The following is a 20,171-nucleotide window of genomic DNA, read 5'->3' as shown; positions in this document are numbered from 1 at the left end:
AACGGCGGTGTTTCGGTTGACGGAATTGGACCAGCGGGACTCAAGGCAGAGCCTGGGCACGGAGGCGGCACGCCGGCTCGCCACCACGACCAAGACTGCTCCGCAGATGCGGGAGATCTCTTCACGGTGGCTGCTGCGGGCGCTTCCGTGGGTACAGACCGCCGCCGGCACCTACCGGGTGAACCGCCGGCTCACCTACCAGATCGGCGGCGGCCAGGTCAGCTTCATCAGCGCGGGTGCGACGTTTCAGGTGTTTCCGCCAAGCCTGACGGAGTTGCCGTTTCTGCAGGGTTTCGCCGACGACCCGCTGCTCGCCCGGCTGGCGGGGCTGTTCGAGCAGCGGGAGTACACACGGGGCGAGACGATCGTGGAGGAGGGCCGCCCGGTGGCCGACCTCCTGCTCATCGCGCACGGCAAGGCAGACAAGGTCCAGACCGGCCCGTACGGCACCGGCGTCGTGCGGGAGACGCTGGCCGACGGCGACCACACGGGCAACGACCTCCCCGGACCGGAGGACCGGTGGGCGTACACGCTCAGGGCCGGCACCGCCTGCACGGTGCTGGTCCTGCCCAGAGCGGCTTTCCGCACCGTCATGGAATTCTCGCCGGCCTTCCGTACGCAGGTCGAGTCCTATCTGCACCGGCGGGCTCGGCCGCAGAACAAGCACGGCGAGGCCGCGATCGAGCTGGCCGCCGGGCACCGTGGCGAGCCGGTGCTCCCTGGCACGTTCGTCGACTACGAGCTCAGCCCGCGCGAGTACGAACTGAGCGTGGCCCAGACCGTCCTGCGCGTGCACAGCAGGGTCTCCGACCTGTACAACCAGCCGATGAACCAGCTCGACCAGCAGCTCCGGCTGACCGTCGAGGCACTACGCGAACGCCAGGAACACGAGCTGATCACCAACCGGGACTTCGGGCTGCTGCACAACGTCGATCCCCGGCAGCGGGTCTCCACGCGCGGCGGCCCGCCTACCCCCGACGATCTCGACGAACTGCTCAGCCGCCGGAAGAAGACCCGTTATTACCTGGCCCATCCCCGCGCCATCGCCGCCTTCGGCCGGCAGTGCACCGCGAGAGGCGTCTACCCGGACACCGTCCAGCTCGACGGCAGCAGGCTGACGGCCTGGCGTGGCGTGCCGATCCTGCCCTGCGACAAGATCCCGATCAGCCGGCAGGGCACCAGCTCGATCTTCGCGTTCAGGACCGGTGAGGAGGACTCCGGCGTCATCGGCCTGCACCAGACCGGCATCCCGGACGAGTACCAGCCGGGGCTCAACGTCCGTCTGTCCGGCATCGATGAGAAGGGGATCATGTCCTACCTGGTCAGCGCCTACTACTCGGCCGCGGTCCTGGTGCCCGACGCGCTCGGCCTGCTCGAGAACGCCGAGGTGATGGGCTCATGAGCCGATCCGTGGCACAGCCGTTCGAGTTGCCGGACTTCTATGTGCCTTATCCGGCCCGGCTCAACCCGCACGTCGAGGAGGCCCGCGCGCACTCCAGGCAGTGGGCGCGCGGCATGGGCATGCTGGAGGGCTCGGGCGTCTGGGAGCAGGCCGACCTCGACGCCCACGACTACGCGCTGCTGTGCGGCTACACCCATCCCGACTGCGACGGCCCCACGCTCTCGCTGATCACCGACTGGTACGTCTGGGTCTTCTTCTTCGACGACCACTTCCTGGAGATCTTCAAGCGCGGCCACGACCGCGCGGGCGGCAAACAGTACCTGGACCGGCTGCCCGCCTTCATGCCGATGGACCTGTCGTGCGCGATGCCGGAGCCGACCAACCCGGTCGAGGCGGGGCTGGCCGACCTGTGGGCCCGTACGGTCCCCGCCAGGTCGCTCGACTGGCGGGCGCGCTTCGCCGAGAGCACCAGGAACCTGCTGAACGAGTCGCTCTGGGAGCTGTCCAACATCAACGCGGGCCGGGTGCCCAATCCCATCGAGTACATCGAGATGCGGCGCAAGGTCGGCGGGGCGCCGTGGTCGGCCGGGCTGGTCGAGCACGCCGTGGGGGCCGAGGTCCCGGCCCGCATCGCCGGTTCCCGGCCGATGCGGGTGCTGCGCGACACCTTCGCCGACGGGGTGCACCTGCGTAACGACCTGTTCTCCTACCAGCGGGAGATCCAGGACGAGGGCGAGCTCAGCAACTGCGTGCTGGTGCTGGAGAAGTTCCTCGGCTGCAGCACGCAGGAGGCCGCCGACACCGTCAACGACCTGCTCACCTCGCGGCTGCAGCAGTTCGAGCACACCGTGTTCACCGAGCTCGGCCCGCTCTTCGTCGAGCAGGGTCTGGATCCGCTCTCCTGCGCGGGCGTGCTGGCCTACGTCAAGGGGCTGCAGGACTGGCAGGCGGGCGGCCACGACTGGCACCTGCGCTCCAGCCGCTACATGAACGACCGCGCGACCCGCCGGCCGCTGGGCACGACGTCGATCATCGACCTGCTGGGCGCGAAGCGGATCCGCAACTACACGCACGTGCCCGGCACGCCGGTCGGCCCGTCGCGGATCCCCGACCTCTACATGCCCTTCGCGGTCAGGAGCTCGCCGCACCTGGGGGCCGCCCGCCGGAACCTGGTCGTCTGGGCGCACGAGATGGGGATGCTCGACGCGCAACCGGGCGTCACCGGCTCGGCAGTCTGGGACGAGAAGAAGATCGTCGACTACGACCTGGCGCTGTGCGCCTCCGGGCTCTACCCCGACGCCACACCGGAGGAGTTGGATCTGGCCTCGGCCTGGGTGGGCTGGGGGACTTACGGCGACGACTACTTCCCCGTCGTCTTCGGCAGGACCCGCAACCTGGCCGCCGCCCGGGCCACCGTCGACCGGCTCTGCGCGTTCATGCCGCTCGACAACTCGGCCCCGCCGACGCCGGTGAGCGCCCTGGAGCGGGGCCTGTCCGATCTCTGGACCCGTACGACGGGGCCGATCGGCATGACCGCGCGCCGCAAGCTCCGCGTGGCCATCGAGGACATGTTCGCGTCCTGGCTCTGGGAGCTGGACAACCACCTGCTGAACCACGTGCCCGACCCCGTCGACTACATCGAGATGCGGCGGCTGACCTTCGGCTCCGATCTCACGATGAGCCTGTGCCGCCTGGCCCGCGAGGAGACGGTCCCGGAGGAGGTCTACCGGGCCGGGCCGATGATCTCGCTGGAGCACGCGGCCACCGACTACTGCACCCTGCTCAACGACGTCTTCTCCTACCAGAAGGAGATCGAGTTCGAGGGCGAGGTGCACAACTGCCTGCTGGTCGTGCAGAACTTCTTCGGCTGTGACTACCCGGCGGCCCTCGACATCGTCACCGACCTGATGACGTCCCGGATGAAGGAGTTCGAGCACGTCTTCGCGCACGAGTTCCCGGTCATGTACGACGACCACGACCTGGGGGACGAGGCGCGCGCGGCCCTGGACGGCTACGTGGCGGAGCTGCGCGACTGGATGTCGGGCATGCTCGCCTGGCATCGCGGCTGCCACCGCTACGACGAGGCGTCGGTGCGCCGCCACCACCGGCTGCCCGAGTGGCGGCTGGGCGGGCCGAGGGGCCTGGGGACCTCGGCGGCGATGATCGTCTGACCGGCGTCAGTACCAGCCCAGCAGGCTCAGGAGCCGCTGCTGGAAGGGCGTGAGATTGCGCAGGTGGATCCACCGCTCGCCGGGGTCGAGCGCGGGCAGGGCCAGCACGCGCAGGCCCGACAGGTCGATGAAGGTGAGCTCGCTCGTGTCGACGACGATGTGCGTGCCGCCGCTCTCGCGGGCCTTGGCCAGAGTCTGGGCGAGGGCCCAGCTGTTGGTGATGTCGATCTCGCCGCGGAGCGCCAACGCCGGCACCTCGCATCTGGCCCGCAGGAAGACCCGCAGCTGGCCGTCCTCGTACAGCAGGCGCTCCGTCGTGTCGGCCGTCTCGCCGTTCGCTGTCATCGCACCCCCAATCAGACCTCACGCTTGGGGGTTGCTATGACCGTCACCGAATGTGTCAGGAACCCGGTCTCACATTACACGAAATATGTTTCATCATCTGATATTCACGAAAAAATAGGCGTATTACAGTGAAGTCATGAACCGTCCCGATGCCGAGTCCGCCCCCGCCGCCCGCTGGACGTTCCTCACCAACCACGCGCGGGTGCTGCTGGAGCTGGCCAGAGATCCGCGCCGGCGACTGCGGGACGTGGCCGTCACCGCGGGGATCACCGAGCGGACGGCCCAGGGCATCGTCGCCGATCTGGAAGCGGCCGGCTATCTCACCCGTGTCCGGGTGGGCCGGCGTAATCATTACAGCATCGAGGCCGACGAGTGGTTCCGGCACCCCGCTGAAGCCGGGGTACGCATCGGGAGTTTGATCGACTTGTTCACGCGATAATCAGCGGGAAAGGCGCTGCCAAGAGGGCGCGCATTGATCGCGTCGCGAATTGTCGCCGCCGATTGATCAAGCGCCTTTTGCCTCGTACGGCTAAAAGGCGTTTTATCCCCAAGAGTGGGCGAAGGTGTGAAGTGAGCACCTCGCGGCCCGGGTCGTGATCGCGACCCGGGCCGCTCGGCGTTCCGGCTCGGTGCGCACCCGAGCGGATTCCGTGGCCTCGCGAGCGTCCACGGAGATGGTTCATGCGGATCGCACAGGCGTCAGTGGTTGTTCAGCAGGTTGAGGTTGACGTCGCCGACGTTCGCGGTGGCGGGGATGTTCGCGGTGGCCGGGATGTTCGTGTACTTGGCCGAGTCGTTCAGCGCGGTGATGTTGTCGAGGAGGGTGGCCTGGCTCATGACGGACTGGCCGCTGTTGCCGGGGGTGGGGTCGACGTCGGCCGAAGCCGCGGAGACGCAGAAGCCGAAAGCGACGCTCGCGATGGCTGCACCGGCGAGAATACGACGGATCATGTTTGTTTTCCTCCGTTTGATGGGCGCGGAATTCCCGGCGCCTTAGTCGTTGTGCAGGGCTGTGAGGTGCCGCCAATAACCATCGTGGCAGTCCGTCGATATCGCAACCCAAGAACGCCTGGCCGGGGTCAAGGGGGCATCTGATTTTCTTGGCATTCGGCTTTCCACGGCCACCTGCCGGTGAACGGCATATATGCGTGTGCCGTACACGGTCAACTGAGTTTCATTTATCCGGGCATCGAGAATGATTGGCAGATCGAATGCGCCGGTTGAGCAAGGATCACCCCGGGCTTGGGTTCCGTCCGCGAATCGCGCGGGCGGATGCGGTAGAAAGACGATCGTGAATGCTGATCTGCCGGAGGACGGCCGGCTGCTCGCCGTACCGGTCGCGGTCGAGCCGGCGCACGGCTCCGGCGTCATCCTGGCCACGGCCCGCTGAGCCGGAAGGCCGTCCGCGCGGTTGTCAACGCGTCAACGTGGGAGGATTGGCCCATGGCAGAGATCGTCGGCGGCGGGCATCCGGTCAACGACGCCGAGCGTCGGGTGATCTCCTACCTGCGCGACCACGCGCCCGCCGACTGGCTGTTGCTGCACAACGTCGAGCTGCCACGCGGCGACGACGTCTTCGAGGTGGATCTGCTCGTCCTGACCGGCCATTCGCTGGTCGTCGTCGACGTCAAGGGCACCCGCGGCCGGATCGAGGTGTCGGGCACCCGCTGGTTCCCGCCGCGCAGGGAGGCGTACGGCTCTCCCGCGACGAAGCTGCGGGGCATCGCGAAGGCGCTGAAGGGGCTGCTGGTCTCCAAGAACACGCAGCTGGAGCGCGTCTACGTCGACAGCCTCGTCGTCCTCACCTCGCCCGACGCCGAGCTGGTCGACCCGGCCGGGCGCGACGCGGTCAACGTCACCACCCTGGACGGGCTGCTCGCCACGCTGAGCGACGTCTCGCGGGTCCGGCGCGGGTGCAGCCCCCGCATCAAGCCGTATCTCACCGCGATACTCGACGCGCTCAACCAGACCGTACGCCGGAGCACCGCGCCGCCCAGGTTCGGCAACTGGGAGGTCGAGGAGCAGCTCGGCGGCGACGCGAAGGTGACCGAATACCGGGCCTTCAACGTCACGCTGCCGGGCAGCGAGACCGTGCTGCTCCGGGTCTACCAGGCCGACCCGCTGGCCGACCAGGCGTCGCGGGTGGCCGAGCGGCAGCGGATCGCCAACGCCTACCAGTCGCTGGCCCGCATCCCGCCGCACCCGTGCGTGGTGCGCTCACGCGACTTCTTCGCCATCGACGACGAGAGCCGGTTCGTGCTGGTGCTCGACGACGTGCACGGCGAGGCGCTGCACCGGCGCCTGGGCACCGGCGTACGGCTCGGCGTGATCCAGGACCTGCTGCGCGGACTGGCCCACGCGCACGCCAACGGCGTCATCCACCGGGCGCTGAGCCCGGCGTGCGTGCTGGTGACCGACGGGCACGCGGTGCTGACCGGGTTCGACTACGCCAAGCCCGGAGCGCGCAACTACACGGTCGCCCACGAGCTGGGCAACGTGCTCGACGCCCACTACGTGGCCCCCGAGTGCCATGAGCGGCCCGACCGGATGACGGCCGCCTCCGACGTCTACGCGGCCGGGGTGATCGCCTACCAGTTGCTCACCGGCGAGCTGCCGACCAGCGCCGACACCCAGGGTCCGGCCGTTCCCGACGTGGTGCGCCGGATGCTCGACCACTCTCCCGCCAAGCGCCCGACCGCGGCGGAGTCGCTCGAGGCACTGTCTGAAGTGCCGCAGCGATCACGCCTCAAGCGATTTGTCCGTCGCATAGTGTCTGGATCATGACGATCAGGCTTCGTTCCGCGGCTGAGGACGATCTTCCCTTTCTCAACCGGCTGATCAACGATCCGGAGAGCACGGGCCTCCATCAGTGGTACGGCTGGCAGGACCCCCACCGCATCCGCAGGCGGTGGGAGGAGAACGGGATGCTCCACGACGACGGGGGCCTGCTGCTGATCGCCGATGGCGACGACCGTGTGGGGTTCATGTCCTGGAGCAAGCAGGTGACCTCCAGGGTCGCCTACTGCTGGGAGATGGGGATCATCGTGGCGCCCGAGTTCCGCGGCAAGGGCCACGGCACGCGGGCCCAGCGGCTCCTGGTGCGCTACCTGTTCGACCATTCGCCGGTCAACCGGGTCCAGGCGACCACCGAGGTCAGCAACATGGGCGAGCAGCGGGCGCTGGAGAAGGCCGGGTTCACCCGGGAGGGCGTCCTGCGCGGAGTCGGCTTCCGCGCGGGCGAGTGGCATGACGGCGTGATGTACGCCGTGATCCGCGCGGACCTGGACACGCGGATCTGACCTGGCCTGGAAAAGCTCTTAGGCCGGCAGGCTGCGCCGCAGCACGTTGGCGTGGTTGAGATAGTCCAGGGCCAGCCCGGTGCGCCCGGCCGAGTGGTGCACCTCGCCGAGCATCTGCGTGCTCGACGCCGCCCCGCTCCGGTCTCCGAGGGCCTGGAAGATCTCCAGCGACCGTTCCAGCCCGGCGGAGGCCGGCGCCCACTCCCCGCGGGCCGCCTGCAGCCCAGCGAGGCTCTGGAGGGCGTACGCGCCGCAGTGCCGGTCCCCGAGCGACTCGAAGATGTCGAGCGCGTGCCGGTGGAAGGACATGGCCTTGTGCAGGTTGCCCATCTGCAGGCAGACGCAGCCCTCACGGTGGGCGTCGCCGAGCTCCTGCGCCAGCTGCATGGCCTGGCCCAGCGATTCCGACGCCAGGGCCAGGTCGCCCGACTTGAGGCAGACCCGGCCGATGGCCTGCCTGGCGAACGCCTCGCCGTGCGGGTCGTCCGCCGCCAGGAACATGGCCAGGGCGCGCTTGAAGTGCCCGAGCGACTGGGCGTGCCTGCCCCGGAACTGGCTCACCGCGCCGAGCCCGCAGATCGAGGTCGCCTCCGCCCGCAGATCGCCCAGGTCGTGGAAGAGCCGGCGGGATCGGGTGAAGCCGTCGATGGACTCCTCATAGCGGTCCTGGTAGAGGGAGACCTGGGCCAGGCCGCGCAGCATGGCGGCCTCGCCGTACGTGTCGCCCGAGGCGCGGGCAGCACCGAGAGCGACGGTGTGGGTACGCTCCCATGTGTCGAGATGGCAGTGCAGGTCCAAGTAGGGCACCATCGCGGCGGCCAGTCCCCAGGCGGACTCGGCCAGCCCCATCTCCGCCGCCACGCTCACGGCGCCGACCAGCGTCTCGTGCTCGGCCTCGAACCACCCCAGCGGGTCCGAGGTCAGGCGGTCGAGCGTCTGCTCGGGCAGCCGCCAGCGCGGGGCCCTGGCGGCGGTGAGGCTGAAGACGGTGGTGGGCAGGCGGGCCATGGCGTGCTCGGTGGTGGCGGTCCAGGCGGCCAGCACCCTGGTCAGGCCGGTACGGTCGGAGCCGCGTTCGAGCGCGTGGCGGCGGATCAGCTCCGGCACCCGGTAACGCGGCTGGCCCACGGGGTCCGTGCCGACCAGCTCCAGCAGGTTGACGTCCACCAGCAGGTCGGTGACGTCGTCGGCGCGGTGCCTGCCGAGTGCGGCGTCGACCACCCAGCCGGGCTGGGCCAGGGCGCCGAGGAGGCCGAGAGTGCCCAGCGTACGGGCGGCTTCGTCGGGCAGGTGGCGGTAACTGCGGTCGAAGCAGACCCGGACTTCCTTCAGCTCGCTCAGCCGGTCGTCCTCCAGCCGCTCCCGGAGCACCGCGAGCGACCAGCCCGGCCGGCCGGCCAGCCGCGATCCGGCGCTCCGCACGGCCACCGGAAGACGTCCGCACGCCTCCACGATCGCCAGGGCCGCGTCGTGCTCGCGGGAGACACGGTCCGTACCGATGATCCGGCCGAGCAGCGTCAGCGCGTCGTGCGCGGACAGCTCGCCGAGGTCTATCTGGACCGCGCCGGGTAACTCCGTGATCCGGCGCCGGCTGGTCACGATGACGGCGCTCTCGTTCCCGGGCAGCAGCGGCCGTATCTGGGCCGCGTCGAGCGCGTCGTCGAGCAGCACGAGCATCGGCTGCTTGGCGAGCATCGACCGGAACAACGCCGACCGCTCGTGGATCGTCGGCGGCGCCGTCTCGACGCCGAGCGCCCGCAGCGCCTCCGCCAGCAGGTCGGCCGGCTCGCGGCCGTCGAGATCGAGGTAGAGCTGCCCGCCGGGGAAGTCGTCCCGCAGGGCGTGGGCGGCGTGTACGGCCAGCGCCGACTTCCCCGCCCCCGGCGAGCCGGAGATGACCGCGATGGAGAACGGCTTGGCCAGCAGGGCCAGCTCGTCGGCCCGGCCGGTGAAGTCGGGCAGGTGCGGCGGGAGCTGCCGGGGCGCGGCCGGCGGGGCCTCGTCGGCCAGGATCGACTCGTGGGCGCGGCGCAGGTCGGCGCCCGGCTCCACGCCGAGCTCGTCGACGAGCTGGGCCCGGATCGTGGCGTAGGCCCGCAGCGCCTCGGCCTTCCTACCGGCCCGGTTCAGCGCCAGGACGAGGCGGCTCCACAGGTCTTCGCGGTAGGGATGCTCCACCAGCAGGCCGCGTAACTGGGTGATCGCCCCGGCGTGGTCACCGCACTCGATCCGCTGGCCGATCAGCTCCTCGGCGGCGCGTAAGCGCACCTCGTTGAGCGGTTCGAGACGGCGATCCCAGAACGGGCTGCCCGGCAGGTCGGCCAGCGGCGCGCCGCGCCAGAGGGCGAGCGCGTCGGCGAAGCGGGCCTGCGCGACCAGTTCCTCGAACGTCAACAGGTCCAGCGCGCCGTCGGGCACGTCAATGGCGTAGCCGGAACCGTCGCCGCGTAAGTGCTCGGCACCGAGGTCCGTCCGGAGCGAGCTGACATACGTGCGTAAGTTCGCCTGTGCGGAGCGTGGCGGCCGATCGGGCCAGAGCACCTCGACCAGCTGGTCGGCGCCGACGATCCGGCCTGTGTCCAGCAACAACGTGGCGAGCAGGATCTTCGGCTTCTTACCGGAGATCCGGACGGACCGTCCCGACGATCGGACTTCCAACGGCCCAAGTACATGAAAGGTGACCGACATGACCGCATCAGCTCCTCTTTGGAGGCCTGACCACCTTTTGTATCGGTTCTGGACGATTCTTGTGCGCCGAATGCACACCCTGGTCCCACAGATCACATCTGAAAGGTTCACCTCATGAAGCTCAGTGGGCTCGCGGTCGCGGGCGACACTCTGTTGTTCAGCCTCGGGACGGCGTCGTCGCCGCGGCGAACCAGGGGCTTCGGCAACCTTGTGAAGATCGACCTTGGTGGCCGCTACGCCACCAGCTATGCCCATTTGAACAGCTTCTCTGTGAACGCGGCCCCGGTGACCGCCGCGGCGGCCGGCTCCATTGTGTACAACAGTCCCTCCGAACATTGCGGGTCATGATGATGAAGAAGCTTTTGCTGGCCGGGGTGCTCATCGTGGGCGCCCAGCAGGCCGCGCTGGTAGGCACCGCGCAGGCGACCGCCGCCCCCTTACCTGCCGCCTTCGACAAGGCCGCCTCCACCTACGAGGTGCCGCGTGACCTGCTGGTCGCGCTCGGCTACGCCGAGACGCACCTCGACGACCACGGCGGCCAGCCCAGCGCCATGAACGGCTTCGGCGTGATGCACCTGGTCAGCAACCCCTCCTCGCACACCCTGGAGGAGGCGGCCAAGATCACCTCCCTGACGGCGGCGAAGCTCAAGACCGACGACGCGTCCAACGTGCTCGGCGGCGCCGCCGTGCTGCGCGCCAAGGCCGACAAGCTCGGCCTGACCGCGACCGAGCGCAAGGACCCCGCCAAGTGGTACGAGGCGGTCGCCGCCTACGGTGGCGCGGCCAACGAGACCACCGCGCGGGTCTACGCCGACGCCGTCTACGAAGTGCTGGCCGCCGGCGTCAACACCGCGGGCGTGAAGTCCACCGCGAAGGTCGTGGAGCCGGACCGCGGCAAGTACAACTCGGACCCGCGCACGCTCGCGGCGACCACCGACTACCCCGGCGCCCTGTGGGCCGCCGCCAGCTCGTCGAACTACGCCGTGTCCAACCGGCCGACCGACGAGAAGATCGACCGGATCATCATCCACGTGACCCAGGGCTCGTACGCGGGCACGATCTCGTGGTTCCAGAACTCCGCGGCCAAGGTGTCGGCCCACTACGTGGTGCGCTCGTCCGACGGGCAGATCACGCAGATGGTGCGTGAGAAGAACCGCGCCTTCCACGCGGGCGTCAGCTCCTACAACCACCGCTCGATCGGCATCGAGCACGAGGGCTTCATCAACGACGCCTCGTGGTTCACCGACCAGATGTACCGCTCGTCGGCGGCGCTGACCAAGAACATCGCCGACCGGTACGGCATTCCGAAGGACCGCAGCCACATCATCGGCCACGTCGAGGTGCCCGGCTCCGACCACACCGACCCCGGGTCGCACTGGAACTGGACCAAGTACATGAGCTATGTCACCGGCGGCACCGGTGGTGGCGGCGGCACCAACCCGTACACGGCCGAGAAGGTCTGCGGCGACGGCTACAAGGTGATCGACTCGCAGGCCCTCGGCACCGCTGGCACGGTCTACCTGCTCTACAACAGCACCACCGCCAACAACTGCGTCGCCACGCTGAAGAAGACGTCGCTCGGCAAGGCCAGCGCGACCAGCGCGTTCCTCCAGGTGGCCGGCAAGACGAAGGTCACCGACTCGGGCAGCTTCACCTACTACGCGGGTCCCATCAGGGCGGCCGCGGAGGACAAGTGCGTCACGTGGGGCGGCTCCGTCGGCTCGTCCACCTACACGAGCCCTCCCGAGCACTGCGGCTGATCCCCCTCGGCTGAAGTGCGCGGCCCTGACACCACCCTCCGGTGTCAGGGCCGCTTTTTGTTGGTCAGAGCACGTCCACGATGTCGACGACGTACAGCAGGGACCGGCCCACCCCGGCGGGGAAGGCCACCCGGGCGCCCACGCGCTGGCCGGCCAGACCCGCCACCCAGCCGGGCGGCGCCGCCCGTGGCCCGAGGGTGAAGGCGCTGGGGCCGCCGCGACGGTACGACGAGTCCACGACCCGGCGGCCCGGCCACTCCGCCATGACGTACTGGACGATGACCTTGGAGCCCGCCCGCACCTGAGGGCCGGAGCCGCCGATGAGAACGTGGGGCGAACGGTCGGCGGGCACGTCCGGCGAAGGCCCCCCGACGACGCGGGCGTCCGGCGGGTAGCCGCCGAGGACGTCGAAGACCAGCACCAGCGTCCCGGCCGGCCGAGCCCCGCCGACCGGCGGCCCCGGGCCATCCGCCTGAGCCGGGCGAGCGCCGTCCAGCGGCAGTCCTGGGCCGTCCGCCTGAGCCGGGCCGGCCCCGCCGAGCGGCAGCCCCGGGCCGTATGCCTGGGTCGCGGGGGCGACGAGCATGACGCGGCTGCCCGCCGACCGGCCGATGAGCGCCTCGCGCCAGGAGTCCGGCGCGTGCCGGCCGTCGAAGACGACCTTGGCCGGCCGCTGGGTGTCGTACGTGCTCACGTACGGCCGGTTGCCCGACCACCCGCGGACCTCGACGTCCGCCAGCACCACGTCACCCGGCATGGTCCGCCGCCCGCTGCCCGTCGACAGCACCGTCACCCGGGGCACGCGATCCGGCTCGCCGTCCGGGATCATGATGACCGGCCGGTCGCCGAAGGCGCCCGTCACGACCGGCAGCCGGTCCTGTCCGGTCAGGCCGCATGCGGTGAGGAGCCCGAGCACGGCGAGCCAGAGCAGGCGCACGATTCCCCCAATATCCTGATCCGCCGGATTACTTACCGCGACCGGCGCAAGGAATGCGTCCGACCGCGTCATCTCCCGGCAAAGGCACGAGAGACTGGGGCGATGAGCAAGCCGAATCTGGCCCGCAGGGTCGCGGACGCCGCCGAGATCGCGCTGGCCAACCGCAAGTACGTGACGTTCATCGACGTGGTGACCGGCCTGCGCTGGGTGCACTCGCGGCACGTCGACACCTGGCGGCAGGGCCGCGCCGCCACGCTGGCCGAGCTGGCGCCCGTCGACGACGACCGGCTGCTCACGGCCGCCGCGCTGCTGAAGGACTGGGCGACCGCCAAGGGCCTGCGGCCGGTGGAGACCCCCTACGTCTCCGGCAGCCGCGACCGCCGCGAGCTGCGCTTCACCGCCGACCACGCGCAGGAGGCGTTCCGCGTCCACTGGCTGTCCCCCGACCTCAGCGAGGCCCGGGTGCGGCAGCTCACCGAGCGGCAGAGCAAGGCACCCGACCTGGTGGTGGTGGCCCCGCTCAACGCCTGGACGTGCGCGACCTGCGGCGACACCGGCCCTTACCTGATCATGGAAGAGGACGTGTCCCACTGCCTGACCTGCGCCGACATGGACCACCTGGTCTTCCTGCCGGCGGGCAACGCGGCGCTCAGCCGCCGGGCGAAGCAGGAGAGCGGCCTGTCGGCGGTGGTCGTCCAGTTCAACCGGCGGCGCAAGGTCTACCAGCGCCAGGGGCTGCTGGTCGAGGAGCACGCGATGGCGGCGGCGGAGGAGCGGTGCCTGGCCGACGAGGAGGTGCGGCTGCGCCGCCGCGAGCGCGACCGGGAGCGCCGGGCGGACCAGGACGTCGACTACCAGACCCGGATGGCGGCCGAGATCACCAGGCTCTTCCCCGGCTGCCCGGCCGAGCGGGCCCAGGAGGTGGCCGCCCACGCCGGCCAGCGCGGCAGCGGCCGGGTCGGGCGCTCGGCGGCGGCCAGGGCGCTCGACGAGAACGCGATCACGCTGGCCGTGGTGGCCTCCATCCGCCACCTCGACACCGACTACGACCGGCTGCTCATGTCGGGGGTGCCGCGCATGGAGGCCCGCGACCTGATCAGGGACCGGATCGACGCCAAGCTGGCCGAGTTCCGGCGCGTTCGATAGCGTCCGAAGGCATGGATGACTGGCACGACGTACGAGAGCGACTGCGGGTGTTCGCCCTCGGGCTGCCGGAGTCCCACGAGGACCACCCGTGGGGCGAGACGGTCATCAAGGTGAACAAGAAGGTGTTCATCTTCCTCGGCATGGAGGAGCGGACCGAGAAGTGGGACCCGTCGTTCTCCGTGAAGCTGCTGTCCGAGGCGCGCGGCCACGCGCTGACCGTCGAAGGGGCCGCGCCCACCAGCCACGGGCTGGGCAAGGCCGGGTGGGTGACGGTGCCGTTCCTGGCCGAGCTGCCCGAGACCGAGGTGCTGATCGACTGGGTGGAGGAGAGCTACCGGGCGATCGCGCCGAAGCGGGCGATCAAGCTGCTGGACGGCGGATCGTAGCCGGGTTCACTTCGCGAAGGCGGCCAGGGCGATGGCGAGGGTGCGCTGGTTCTGGCCGGAGCTCTTGGCGTCGGTGGAGTTGACCGAGTAGACCACCGTGCGGCTCAGGTCACGGGTGGCCCCGATGCCGGCCGCGCTGCCCCACCGGGCGCCGGTCTTGCCGTACGCCACGAGGCCGCCGGGCAGCTCCATCCTGGCAAGGCCCGAGGTGTAGACGGCATCGCCCTTACCGCCGTACGCCTTCACCGGCGGCACCGTGAACATCGGCTCCAGCTGCGCGGCGGGCACGACCTTGCCGCCGAAGAGCGCCTTGACGAACTTCTCCAGGTCGGCGGTCGTGGAGATGAGGTCGCCCGAGGCCCAGGTGGAGGTGACGCTCGCCTCGGTCATGTTCACCACGTAGCCCTCGCCGTACTTGACCGCGTCGGGGAAGCCCTGTGGGACGGTCTGGTAGCCCTGGTTGTGCCGGCCGCGGATGCGGACCGAGGTGCCCGGCAGGTAGCTGTCGGTCATGCCGACGGGCCGCAGGATCCTGCTGGTCACCTCGTGCTCGTAGGAACGCCCGGTGACCTTCTCGATGAGCAGGCCGGCGACGAACGTGTTGGTGTTGAGGTAGTGCTGCTGGGTGCCGGGGGTGAACTCGATCGGGTTCTCCACCGCCTTGGCGACGTACTCCTTGGGCGTCCACTTCTGGAACCGGGTGGCGTAGATGTCCGCGAAGTCATCGCTCACCTGGGGCGCGGGCAGCCCGCTGGTGTGGTTGAGCAGCTGGCCGACCTTGACGGCCGGGTAGTCGGCCGGCAGCAGGCCGGGCAGGTACTCCTGGACCGTGCCGTCGAGTGACAGCTTGCCCTCGGCGACGAGCTGGAGCACCACCGACACGGTGAAGGCCTTGGTGACGCTGCCCGCCCGGAACCGTGCCCCGGCCTTGGCGGGCCGCTTCGTCCGCAGATCGGTCACGCCGGACACGCCCTGCCACGAGCCCGTCGAGCCGCTCACCCGCACGTCCGCCGCGGTGGCGTCGGCGGCGGGCAGGCCCTCGATGCTCTTCCGCAGCGCGGCCGCGTTGATCGGCGGCACCTCGACATCAACGGCGTGCGCCGTCGTGGCCTGGGCGGTGGCGGCCTGGGCGGTGGCGGCGACCGAGAGGGCGAGGACGAGACCGGCGACATAAGCGCGCTTCATGGAAAACTCCAGGTGAGAGGCGGGATGTTCAACTGCCTCAATCCTGTCGATCACGCGCCCCACCCGGATCGCCGCTGCAGGCGATCTTCCGTCTCCCTCCTGCGAGGGAGGCACTCGGTCGCTCAGGTGACCGCGAGCCGCCGGGCGTACTTCTCCTCCCGCCAGAGCTCCTTCTCCAGCACCTCGGCCAGGACGGCGGCGGCGTCGTGCACGTCCACGAACCGCGTGTACAGCGGCGCGAAGCCGAAGCGGAGGATGTCGGGCGCGCGGAAGTCGCCGTGCACGCCGCGGTCGATGAGCGCGCGCATCACCGGGTAGCCGTCGGGGTGGTAGAGGCTCACCTGGCTGCCCCGGTCGGCGGCGTCGAGCGGCGAGGCGAGCTCCAGGGCGTCACCGACCAGGTCGATGAAGAGCGAGGTCAGCGCGACGCTCTTGGCCCGGACCTGGCGCATCGACACCCGCTCCCACACGTCGAGCGCCGCCTCCAGCGCCGCGAACGACAGCACGTGCGGCGTGCCGACCGCGAACCGCCTGATCCCCTCGGCCGGCCGGAACCCGGGCTCGAACGCGAACGGCTCCGCGTGGCCGTGCCAGCCGGGCAGAACGTTCTCGGCGGCGGCCAGGTGGCGCGGGTTGACGTAGAGGAACGCGGGCGCGCCGGGACCCGCGTTGAGGTACTTGTACGTGCAGCCGACCGCGAAGTCGGCCATCGAGACGTCCACCTCCATGGCGCCGACGCTGTGGCACACGTCCCAGACCATCAGCGCCCCCGCCGCCTGCACCCGCGCGGTCACCGCCGGCACGTCGTGGCGGGCGCCGGTGCGGTAGTCGACCTCGGACAGCAGCACCACGGCCGCGTCGTCGAAGCGCCCCTCGGCGAAGTCGCGGACCTCGTAGCCGCCCAGCAGCCCGGCCAGCCCCTGGACCATGTAGTGGTCGGTGGGGAAGTTGCGCACGTCGGAGACGATCACCCGCCGGTCGGGCCGCAGCCGCGCCGCGGCCGCGACCGTCTGGTAGACGGCGATCGACGTGGTGTTGCCCACCACGACCTGGCCGGGGCCCGCGCCGATGAGCGGGGCCAGCCGGTCACCCGTGGTCAGCGGCTGCTCGTACCATCCCGCCAGGTTCCACCCGCCGACGAGCTGCCCGCCCCACTCGTCCTCGACCGCCTGCCGCACCCGTTCGGCGGTACGGCGAGGCAGCGCGCCGAGCGAGTTGCCCACCAGGTAGACGACGCCCTCGGGCAGCACGAACTCGTCCCGGAAGTCCCTCAGCGGATCCCCGGCGTCCAGGGCGAGGCAGTGGTCGCGATCCAGCATGCGGCTACTTCCTTTCTGGGGGAATCGTGGCGATAACCCCGTTCACGCCATTCTGATACTTACGGGCGTACCAGTTCTGTACCGGGTTGTGCGTCGTGGGGTCGAGCCGGAACGTGCCGCGCGGGCTGGCCAGGTCGCCCACCCGGCCGAGCGCCGCGGACAGGTCGCCGCCCAGCCCGGCCGCCCGGTCGATGAGCTGCATGGCGTCCCAGCTCTGCAGCGCCACGGCCGACGGGTTCCGGCCCGTCTTGGCCTTCCACCCGGCGACGAACGCGGCGTTCTCGGGGGTGGTGAGCGCCGGTGAGTAGAGGCCGACGCTGGTGATCCCCTCGGCGTCGGTCCCGATGGCTTCGAGCACGTCTTCGTCGGTGAGGTTCTGGCAGGTCAGCAGCTCGATCTTGGTGTCGTAGCCGAGCTGCTTGAAGGCCTTGGCGAACGTGACCGCCTCACCGCCCGCGTAGAAGGCGTACAGGAGCTTGGCGTCCGGCGGGATCTGCTTGAGGTAGGGCTCCAGGTCCTCGGACTTCCCGTACGGCGTGAGGATGCGTTTGAGCGGCTTGACGCCGTACCCCTGGGTGAAGCCGTCGAGCGTCTCGGTGCCCCCCGAGTAGTCGGAGGCCATCAGCACGACCCCCGCCTTGCCGTACCGCTCGGCGGCGTACCTGCCCGCCGCGTAGCCGTGCTCGTGGTTGGTGAACGACACCCGGAAGACGCCGGGCCCGCCCAGTTCGTCGGCGCCGGCGTTCGCGATCACCACCGGCGTGCCGACAGCCTCCTTGACCACCGACACCGCGACCGGCGAGGAGATCAGGCCGGTGATCACATTCACCCGCTCGCGTGCGATGAGCGACCTGGCCTGCTGCTGCCCCTTCTCGGGGTTGCCCGCGTCGTCGGCGACGATCAGCTCGGCCGGTCTGCCGCCCAGGCGGCCGCCGTGCTCCTCCAGGTAGAGGTGCATGGCCGCCTCCATGTCGTCGCCGAGCGTGGCGTAGACGCCGGTCTGCGAGATGATCGCGCCGACCCTGAGCGTGGGATCCGGCTCCGTCTCCGCCGCGGGCGAGACACCACAGCCCGCGGCGATCAGCACCACCACCAGTCCGAGCACCGGCCCGCGCATGGGGATCATCGCGACGATCGGCGGGTGGGTCCCGCCCCACCTGGCTTCATGGCGCGAACACCGCCCGCACCGACCCCAGACCGTCGATGTGCGCCTCGAAGTCGTCGCCCGGCTCGATCGGCACCACGGGCCCGAGCGAGCCGGTGAGGACCACGTCTCCTGCCCGCAGCGGGTAGTCGGTCCGGCCGAGCCGGCCCGCCAGCCACACGGCCGCGTTGAGCGGATGGCCCAGGCAAGCGGCACCCGAGCCGGTCGAGACCTCCTGGCCGCGCCGTGTCATCGTCATCGCGGCCCGCCGCAGGTCCAGGCCCATGAGCGAGGAAGGCGTGCTGCCCAGCACGAACGCGCCCGCGGAGGCGTTGTCGGCGATCGTGTCGGCGATCGTGATGTCCCAGTCGGCGATGCGCGAGTCCGCGATCTCGATGGCGGGCAGCGCGAACTCCACCGCCCTGATCACGTCCGCCACGGTGAAAGGCCCGCCGATCAGGTCGTGGCCGAACACGAGCGCGACCTCCGCCTCGGCGCGCGGCTGCAGGAACCTCTCCACCGGCACAGGAAGCCCATCGAGGTACGACATATCCGCGAAAAGCATGCCGTAGTCGGGTTCGTCGATTCCGAACTTCTTCTGCACCAGCGGGTTGGTGAGGCCGATCTTTTTGCCGACCAGCCGCCGCCCCTCGTCCAGCGCCCGCCGCGTGTGGATCTTCTGTACGGCGTAGCCCTCGGCCGCGGTGCTGATCATGTCCCTGACGGGAGCGCACGGCTTGCCCAAGCGCACGGCCTCGGCCAACCGGTCCGCGGCGTGGACGCGGGCGTCTACCGCCTCTGACCATTCGTCATGCATCAGGCTGCTCCAGCTTCATCGTGATCGTCGTAGGTGGGAGTGGACCGGGAACGTCCCTGACATCGTCTCTTCCGATGGCTTCACGCGCCATGCCGTACGTACCCGATCTGTGCCGGCTCTGTGCCGACCGGCCGGCCATCCATGCGCGGACGGCCGCCGATCGCCATCCTGGACTACATGCAGAAGCGCATCGACCGCATCGCGGCCCACGACGGCTCCTTCGACGTTCATGTCTGGCTCCCCGACACCGGCCCGGGCCCCGGCATCCTGCTCATCCAGGAGATCTACGGCGTCGGGCCGTACATCGTGAAGGTGGCCGAAGAACTGGCCGCGCTCGGCTACGTCGTGGCCGCGCCCGACCTGTTCTGGCGGCTCCAGCCCAACTGGGTCGGCGAGCACACGCCCGAGGGCACGGCCGCCTCGATCGAGCTGGCCGGCCGTTTCGACGTCCCGCAGGCCGTGGCCGACTGCGCGCTCACCCTGGCGCACCTGGGCGAGCTGCCCGAGGTGACCGATGGGGTCGGGGCGCTCGGGTTCTGCCTGGGCGGGTCGCTGGCGTACCTGCTGGCCACCCAGACCGAGCTCGGCGCCGTGCTGGCCTTCTACGGCTCGGCGGTGCCCGAGGCGGCCGGGCTGATGGAGCGCATCGGCTCGCCGCTGCTGCTGGTGTTCGGTGGCAGCGATCCGTACATCCCGCGTGACCAGGTGGCCGCGGTCGAGCAGGCCGCGGCGGGGCGGGACAACGTGCTGATGCACGTCGAGGAGGAGGCCGGGCACGCCTTCCACAACAGCGAGTCGCCGATGTTCCACCAGCCGGAGCCCGCCGCGCGAGCCTGGCGGGTCGCGCGCGACTTCCTCGCCGAGCACCTGCCCGCGCGCCCGTAGCCGCCCGCCCGCGCGGCCGGGCATCCACCGGGCCGCCCGCGTAGCCGGATCGCCCACCCGCGCGGCGCCCCGTTGGTACCTGTCCGGAGGGACAGCTTCCCGTACCACTGGACGGCCGCCATCATGGTCCGATGGCTCGGACGTGGGATTTATGGGGAAACGTCATTATTGCTGGTACTTTTGCGCTGCCGCTGGCCGTGCTGGCAATCTTGCTCCTCGCCCGTCACCGCGCCCGAGCCGGCCATCCGGCACCCCTCCGCACCGCCCTGGCCGATGTCGGCATCGCCGTCGGCACCGCGCCATGGGTGTGGATGATCCTCACTCCGGCAGGGGGTCCTGCCGGGGTCAGCGTCGTGCCGTTCAGCGACCTCATCGACGTGGTCAATGCGCCTTGGGAGACCGTGTTGGTGCAGGTGGGGGGCAATCTGCTGGTCTTCGCGGCGCTCGGCGCGCTGCTGCCCGTACGCACCGCGCGGCTGGCCTCGACGGCCCGCGTCGCCGCCGTCGCGGCCGCCGCCTCGGTCACCGTGGAGGCGCTCCAGTACGTCCTGCGGCTGGGCCGTCTCTCGTCGATCGACGACGTGATAGTCAACACCTCGGGCGCCGTGCTCGCCGCGCTGATTACTCGCCGCTGGTGGGCGAGCCGAGTAGCGGCTGGGACCGTTCCACGATAACGGCCTGCTGAAA

Annotated in this window: 19 protein-coding genes; 11 read left to right on the top strand and 8 right to left on the bottom strand. The window is 70.2% G+C overall.

What is annotated here, in order from left to right:
• The first annotated feature begins 16 nt into the window (after positions 1-16).
• A complete protein-coding gene (locus KME78_RS31555; RefSeq protein WP_246652359.1) occupies positions 17-1,402 on the top strand; it encodes a family 2B encapsulin nanocompartment shell protein in 1,386 nt (461 codons plus the stop codon).
• The gene (locus KME78_RS31550) at positions 1,399-3,573 is read left to right on the top strand and encodes a terpene synthase family protein (protein WP_219533025.1); all 2,175 of its coding nucleotides are present in this window, start codon (positions 1,399-1,401) and stop codon (positions 3,571-3,573) included. Before KME78_RS31555 ends, KME78_RS31550 begins: the two co-directional genes overlap by 4 nt.
• A gap of 6 nt (positions 3,574-3,579) precedes the next feature.
• On the opposite strand, the gene KME78_RS31545 is transcribed toward KME78_RS31550, so the two are convergent.
• The gene (locus tag KME78_RS31545) at positions 3,580-3,918 is read right to left on the bottom strand and encodes an STAS domain-containing protein (protein ID WP_219533024.1); all 339 of its coding nucleotides are present in this window, start codon (positions 3,916-3,918) and stop codon (positions 3,580-3,582) included.
• A 136-nt stretch (positions 3,919-4,054) separates the two neighbouring features.
• Here KME78_RS31545 and KME78_RS31540 point away from each other — a divergent pair, with 136 nt between their 5' ends.
• Complete coding sequence (locus KME78_RS31540) at positions 4,055-4,357, top strand: helix-turn-helix transcriptional regulator (protein ID WP_219533023.1); 303 nt, start codon at positions 4,055-4,057, stop codon at positions 4,355-4,357.
• A gap of 260 nt (positions 4,358-4,617) precedes the next feature.
• Here KME78_RS31540 and KME78_RS31535 read toward each other — a convergent pair whose 3' ends face one another.
• A complete protein-coding gene (locus KME78_RS31535; protein WP_219533022.1) occupies positions 4,618-4,869 on the bottom strand; it encodes a hypothetical protein in 252 nt (83 codons plus the stop codon).
• A gap of 492 nt (positions 4,870-5,361) precedes the next feature.
• Between KME78_RS31535 and mads6 the strand changes: the two genes are divergently transcribed.
• Together mads6 and KME78_RS31525 are read left to right on the top strand one after the other, a co-directional pair.
• Positions 5,362-6,702 (top strand): methylation-associated defense system protein kinase MAD6, encoded by a 1,341-nt coding sequence (gene mads6, locus KME78_RS31530; protein ID WP_219533021.1) that lies wholly within the window; start codon positions 5,362-5,364, stop codon positions 6,700-6,702.
• A complete protein-coding gene (locus KME78_RS31525) occupies positions 6,699-7,217 on the top strand; it encodes a GNAT family N-acetyltransferase (RefSeq protein WP_219533020.1) in 519 nt (172 codons plus the stop codon). Before mads6 ends, KME78_RS31525 begins: the two co-directional genes overlap by 4 nt.
• An 18-nt stretch (positions 7,218-7,235) precedes the next feature.
• Here the strand turns inward: KME78_RS31525 and KME78_RS31520 are convergent, their stop codons facing one another.
• Positions 7,236-9,875: an AfsR/SARP family transcriptional regulator gene (locus tag KME78_RS31520; protein ID WP_246652356.1), complete on the bottom strand. Its 2,640-nt coding sequence runs from the start codon at positions 9,873-9,875 to the stop codon at positions 7,236-7,238.
• Positions 9,876-10,019: 144 nt separating this feature from the next.
• Between KME78_RS31520 and KME78_RS31515 the strand changes: the two genes are divergently transcribed.
• Together KME78_RS31515 and KME78_RS31510 are read left to right on the top strand one after the other, a co-directional pair.
• Positions 10,020-10,253: a M23 family metallopeptidase gene (locus KME78_RS31515; RefSeq protein WP_219533018.1), complete on the top strand. Its 234-nt coding sequence runs from the start codon at positions 10,020-10,022 to the stop codon at positions 10,251-10,253.
• Positions 10,250-11,665 (top strand): N-acetylmuramoyl-L-alanine amidase, encoded by a 1,416-nt coding sequence (locus KME78_RS31510; protein WP_246652354.1) that lies wholly within the window; start codon positions 10,250-10,252, stop codon positions 11,663-11,665. Before KME78_RS31515 ends, KME78_RS31510 begins: the two co-directional genes overlap by 4 nt.
• Positions 11,666-11,729: 64 nt before the next feature.
• Here the strand turns inward: KME78_RS31510 and KME78_RS31505 are convergent, their stop codons facing one another.
• A complete protein-coding gene (locus tag KME78_RS31505; RefSeq protein ID WP_219533017.1) occupies positions 11,730-12,602 on the bottom strand; it encodes an FKBP-type peptidyl-prolyl cis-trans isomerase in 873 nt (290 codons plus the stop codon).
• Positions 12,603-12,704: 102 nt separating this feature from the next.
• On the opposite strand from KME78_RS31505, the gene KME78_RS31500 reads away from it, so the two are divergent.
• Positions 12,705-13,748 carry a DUF2293 domain-containing protein gene (locus tag KME78_RS31500; protein WP_219533016.1) on the top strand — a complete coding sequence of 348 codons (1,044 nt, stop codon included), beginning with the start codon at positions 12,705-12,707 and terminating at the stop codon, positions 13,746-13,748.
• An 11-nt stretch (positions 13,749-13,759) separates the two neighbouring features.
• A complete protein-coding gene (locus KME78_RS31495; RefSeq protein ID WP_219533015.1) occupies positions 13,760-14,134 on the top strand; it encodes an MmcQ/YjbR family DNA-binding protein in 375 nt (124 codons plus the stop codon).
• 6 nt (positions 14,135-14,140) lie between these two features.
• Here KME78_RS31495 and KME78_RS31490 read toward each other — a convergent pair whose 3' ends face one another.
• The 4 genes from KME78_RS31490 to KME78_RS31475 all read right to left on the bottom strand — a co-directional run bounded on the left by KME78_RS31490 (position 14,141) and on the right by KME78_RS31475 (position 18,599).
• Positions 14,141-15,319: a serine hydrolase domain-containing protein gene (locus tag KME78_RS31490; protein WP_219533014.1), complete on the bottom strand. Its 1,179-nt coding sequence runs from the start codon at positions 15,317-15,319 to the stop codon at positions 14,141-14,143.
• Between the two features lie 122 nt (positions 15,320-15,441).
• Positions 15,442-16,638, bottom strand: coding sequence for a kynureninase (gene kynU, locus KME78_RS31485; protein ID WP_219533013.1), 1,197 nt, complete (start codon positions 16,636-16,638; stop codon positions 15,442-15,444).
• A 4-nt stretch (positions 16,639-16,642) separates the two neighbouring features.
• On the bottom strand, positions 16,643-17,764 hold the full coding sequence (locus KME78_RS31480) for an ABC transporter substrate-binding protein (RefSeq protein ID WP_219533012.1): 1,122 nt from the start codon (positions 17,762-17,764) through the stop codon (positions 16,643-16,645).
• Between the two features lie 37 nt (positions 17,765-17,801).
• Entirely contained in the window at positions 17,802-18,599 is a 798-nt protein-coding gene (locus tag KME78_RS31475) for a 2-keto-4-pentenoate hydratase (RefSeq protein WP_219533011.1), read from the bottom strand.
• A 177-nt stretch (positions 18,600-18,776) separates the two neighbouring features.
• On the opposite strand from KME78_RS31475, the gene KME78_RS31470 reads away from it, so the two are divergent.
• Positions 18,777-19,484 carry a dienelactone hydrolase family protein gene (locus tag KME78_RS31470; RefSeq protein ID WP_219533010.1) on the top strand — a complete coding sequence of 236 codons (708 nt, stop codon included), beginning with the start codon at positions 18,777-18,779 and terminating at the stop codon, positions 19,482-19,484.
• 197 nt (positions 19,485-19,681) lie between these two features.
• Complete coding sequence (locus KME78_RS31465; protein WP_219533009.1) at positions 19,682-20,158, top strand: VanZ family protein; 477 nt, start codon at positions 19,682-19,684, stop codon at positions 20,156-20,158.
• Positions 20,159-20,171 lie beyond the last annotated feature (13 nt).

The organism is Nonomuraea guangzhouensis, assembly GCF_019396345.1.
Classification (GTDB): domain Bacteria; phylum Actinomycetota; class Actinomycetes; order Streptosporangiales; family Streptosporangiaceae; genus Nonomuraea; species Nonomuraea guangzhouensis.
This window is presented reverse-complemented; position numbering and strand designations above follow the sequence as displayed.

Coding starts and splice junctions, on each gene's coding strand:
- KME78_RS31515 (WP_219533018.1), top strand. CDS start 10,020: ATGAAGCTCAGTGGGCTCGCGGTCGCGGGCGACACTCTGTTGTTCAGC.
- KME78_RS31510 (WP_246652354.1), top strand. CDS start 10,250: ATGATGATGAAGAAGCTTTTGCTGGCCGGGGTGCTCATCGTGGGCGCC.
- KME78_RS31540 (WP_219533023.1), top strand. CDS start 4,055: ATGAACCGTCCCGATGCCGAGTCCGCCCCCGCCGCCCGCTGGACGTTC.
- kynU (WP_219533013.1), bottom strand. CDS start 16,638: ATGCTGGATCGCGACCACTGCCTCGCCCTGGACGCCGGGGATCCGCTG.
- KME78_RS31500 (WP_219533016.1), top strand. CDS start 12,705: ATGAGCAAGCCGAATCTGGCCCGCAGGGTCGCGGACGCCGCCGAGATC.
- KME78_RS31525 (WP_219533020.1), top strand. CDS start 6,699: ATGACGATCAGGCTTCGTTCCGCGGCTGAGGACGATCTTCCCTTTCTC.
- KME78_RS31470 (WP_219533010.1), top strand. CDS start 18,777: ATGCAGAAGCGCATCGACCGCATCGCGGCCCACGACGGCTCCTTCGAC.
- KME78_RS31480 (WP_219533012.1), bottom strand. CDS start 17,764: ATGATCCCCATGCGCGGGCCGGTGCTCGGACTGGTGGTGGTGCTGATC.
- KME78_RS31475 (WP_219533011.1), bottom strand. CDS start 18,599: ATGCATGACGAATGGTCAGAGGCGGTAGACGCCCGCGTCCACGCCGCG.
- mads6 (WP_219533021.1), top strand. CDS start 5,362: ATGGCAGAGATCGTCGGCGGCGGGCATCCGGTCAACGACGCCGAGCGT.
- KME78_RS31490 (WP_219533014.1), bottom strand. CDS start 15,319: ATGAAGCGCGCTTATGTCGCCGGTCTCGTCCTCGCCCTCTCGGTCGCC.
- KME78_RS31495 (WP_219533015.1), top strand. CDS start 13,760: ATGGATGACTGGCACGACGTACGAGAGCGACTGCGGGTGTTCGCCCTC.
- KME78_RS31550 (WP_219533025.1), top strand. CDS start 1,399: ATGAGCCGATCCGTGGCACAGCCGTTCGAGTTGCCGGACTTCTATGTG.
- KME78_RS31545 (WP_219533024.1), bottom strand. CDS start 3,918: ATGACAGCGAACGGCGAGACGGCCGACACGACGGAGCGCCTGCTGTAC.
- KME78_RS31535 (WP_219533022.1), bottom strand. CDS start 4,869: ATGATCCGTCGTATTCTCGCCGGTGCAGCCATCGCGAGCGTCGCTTTC.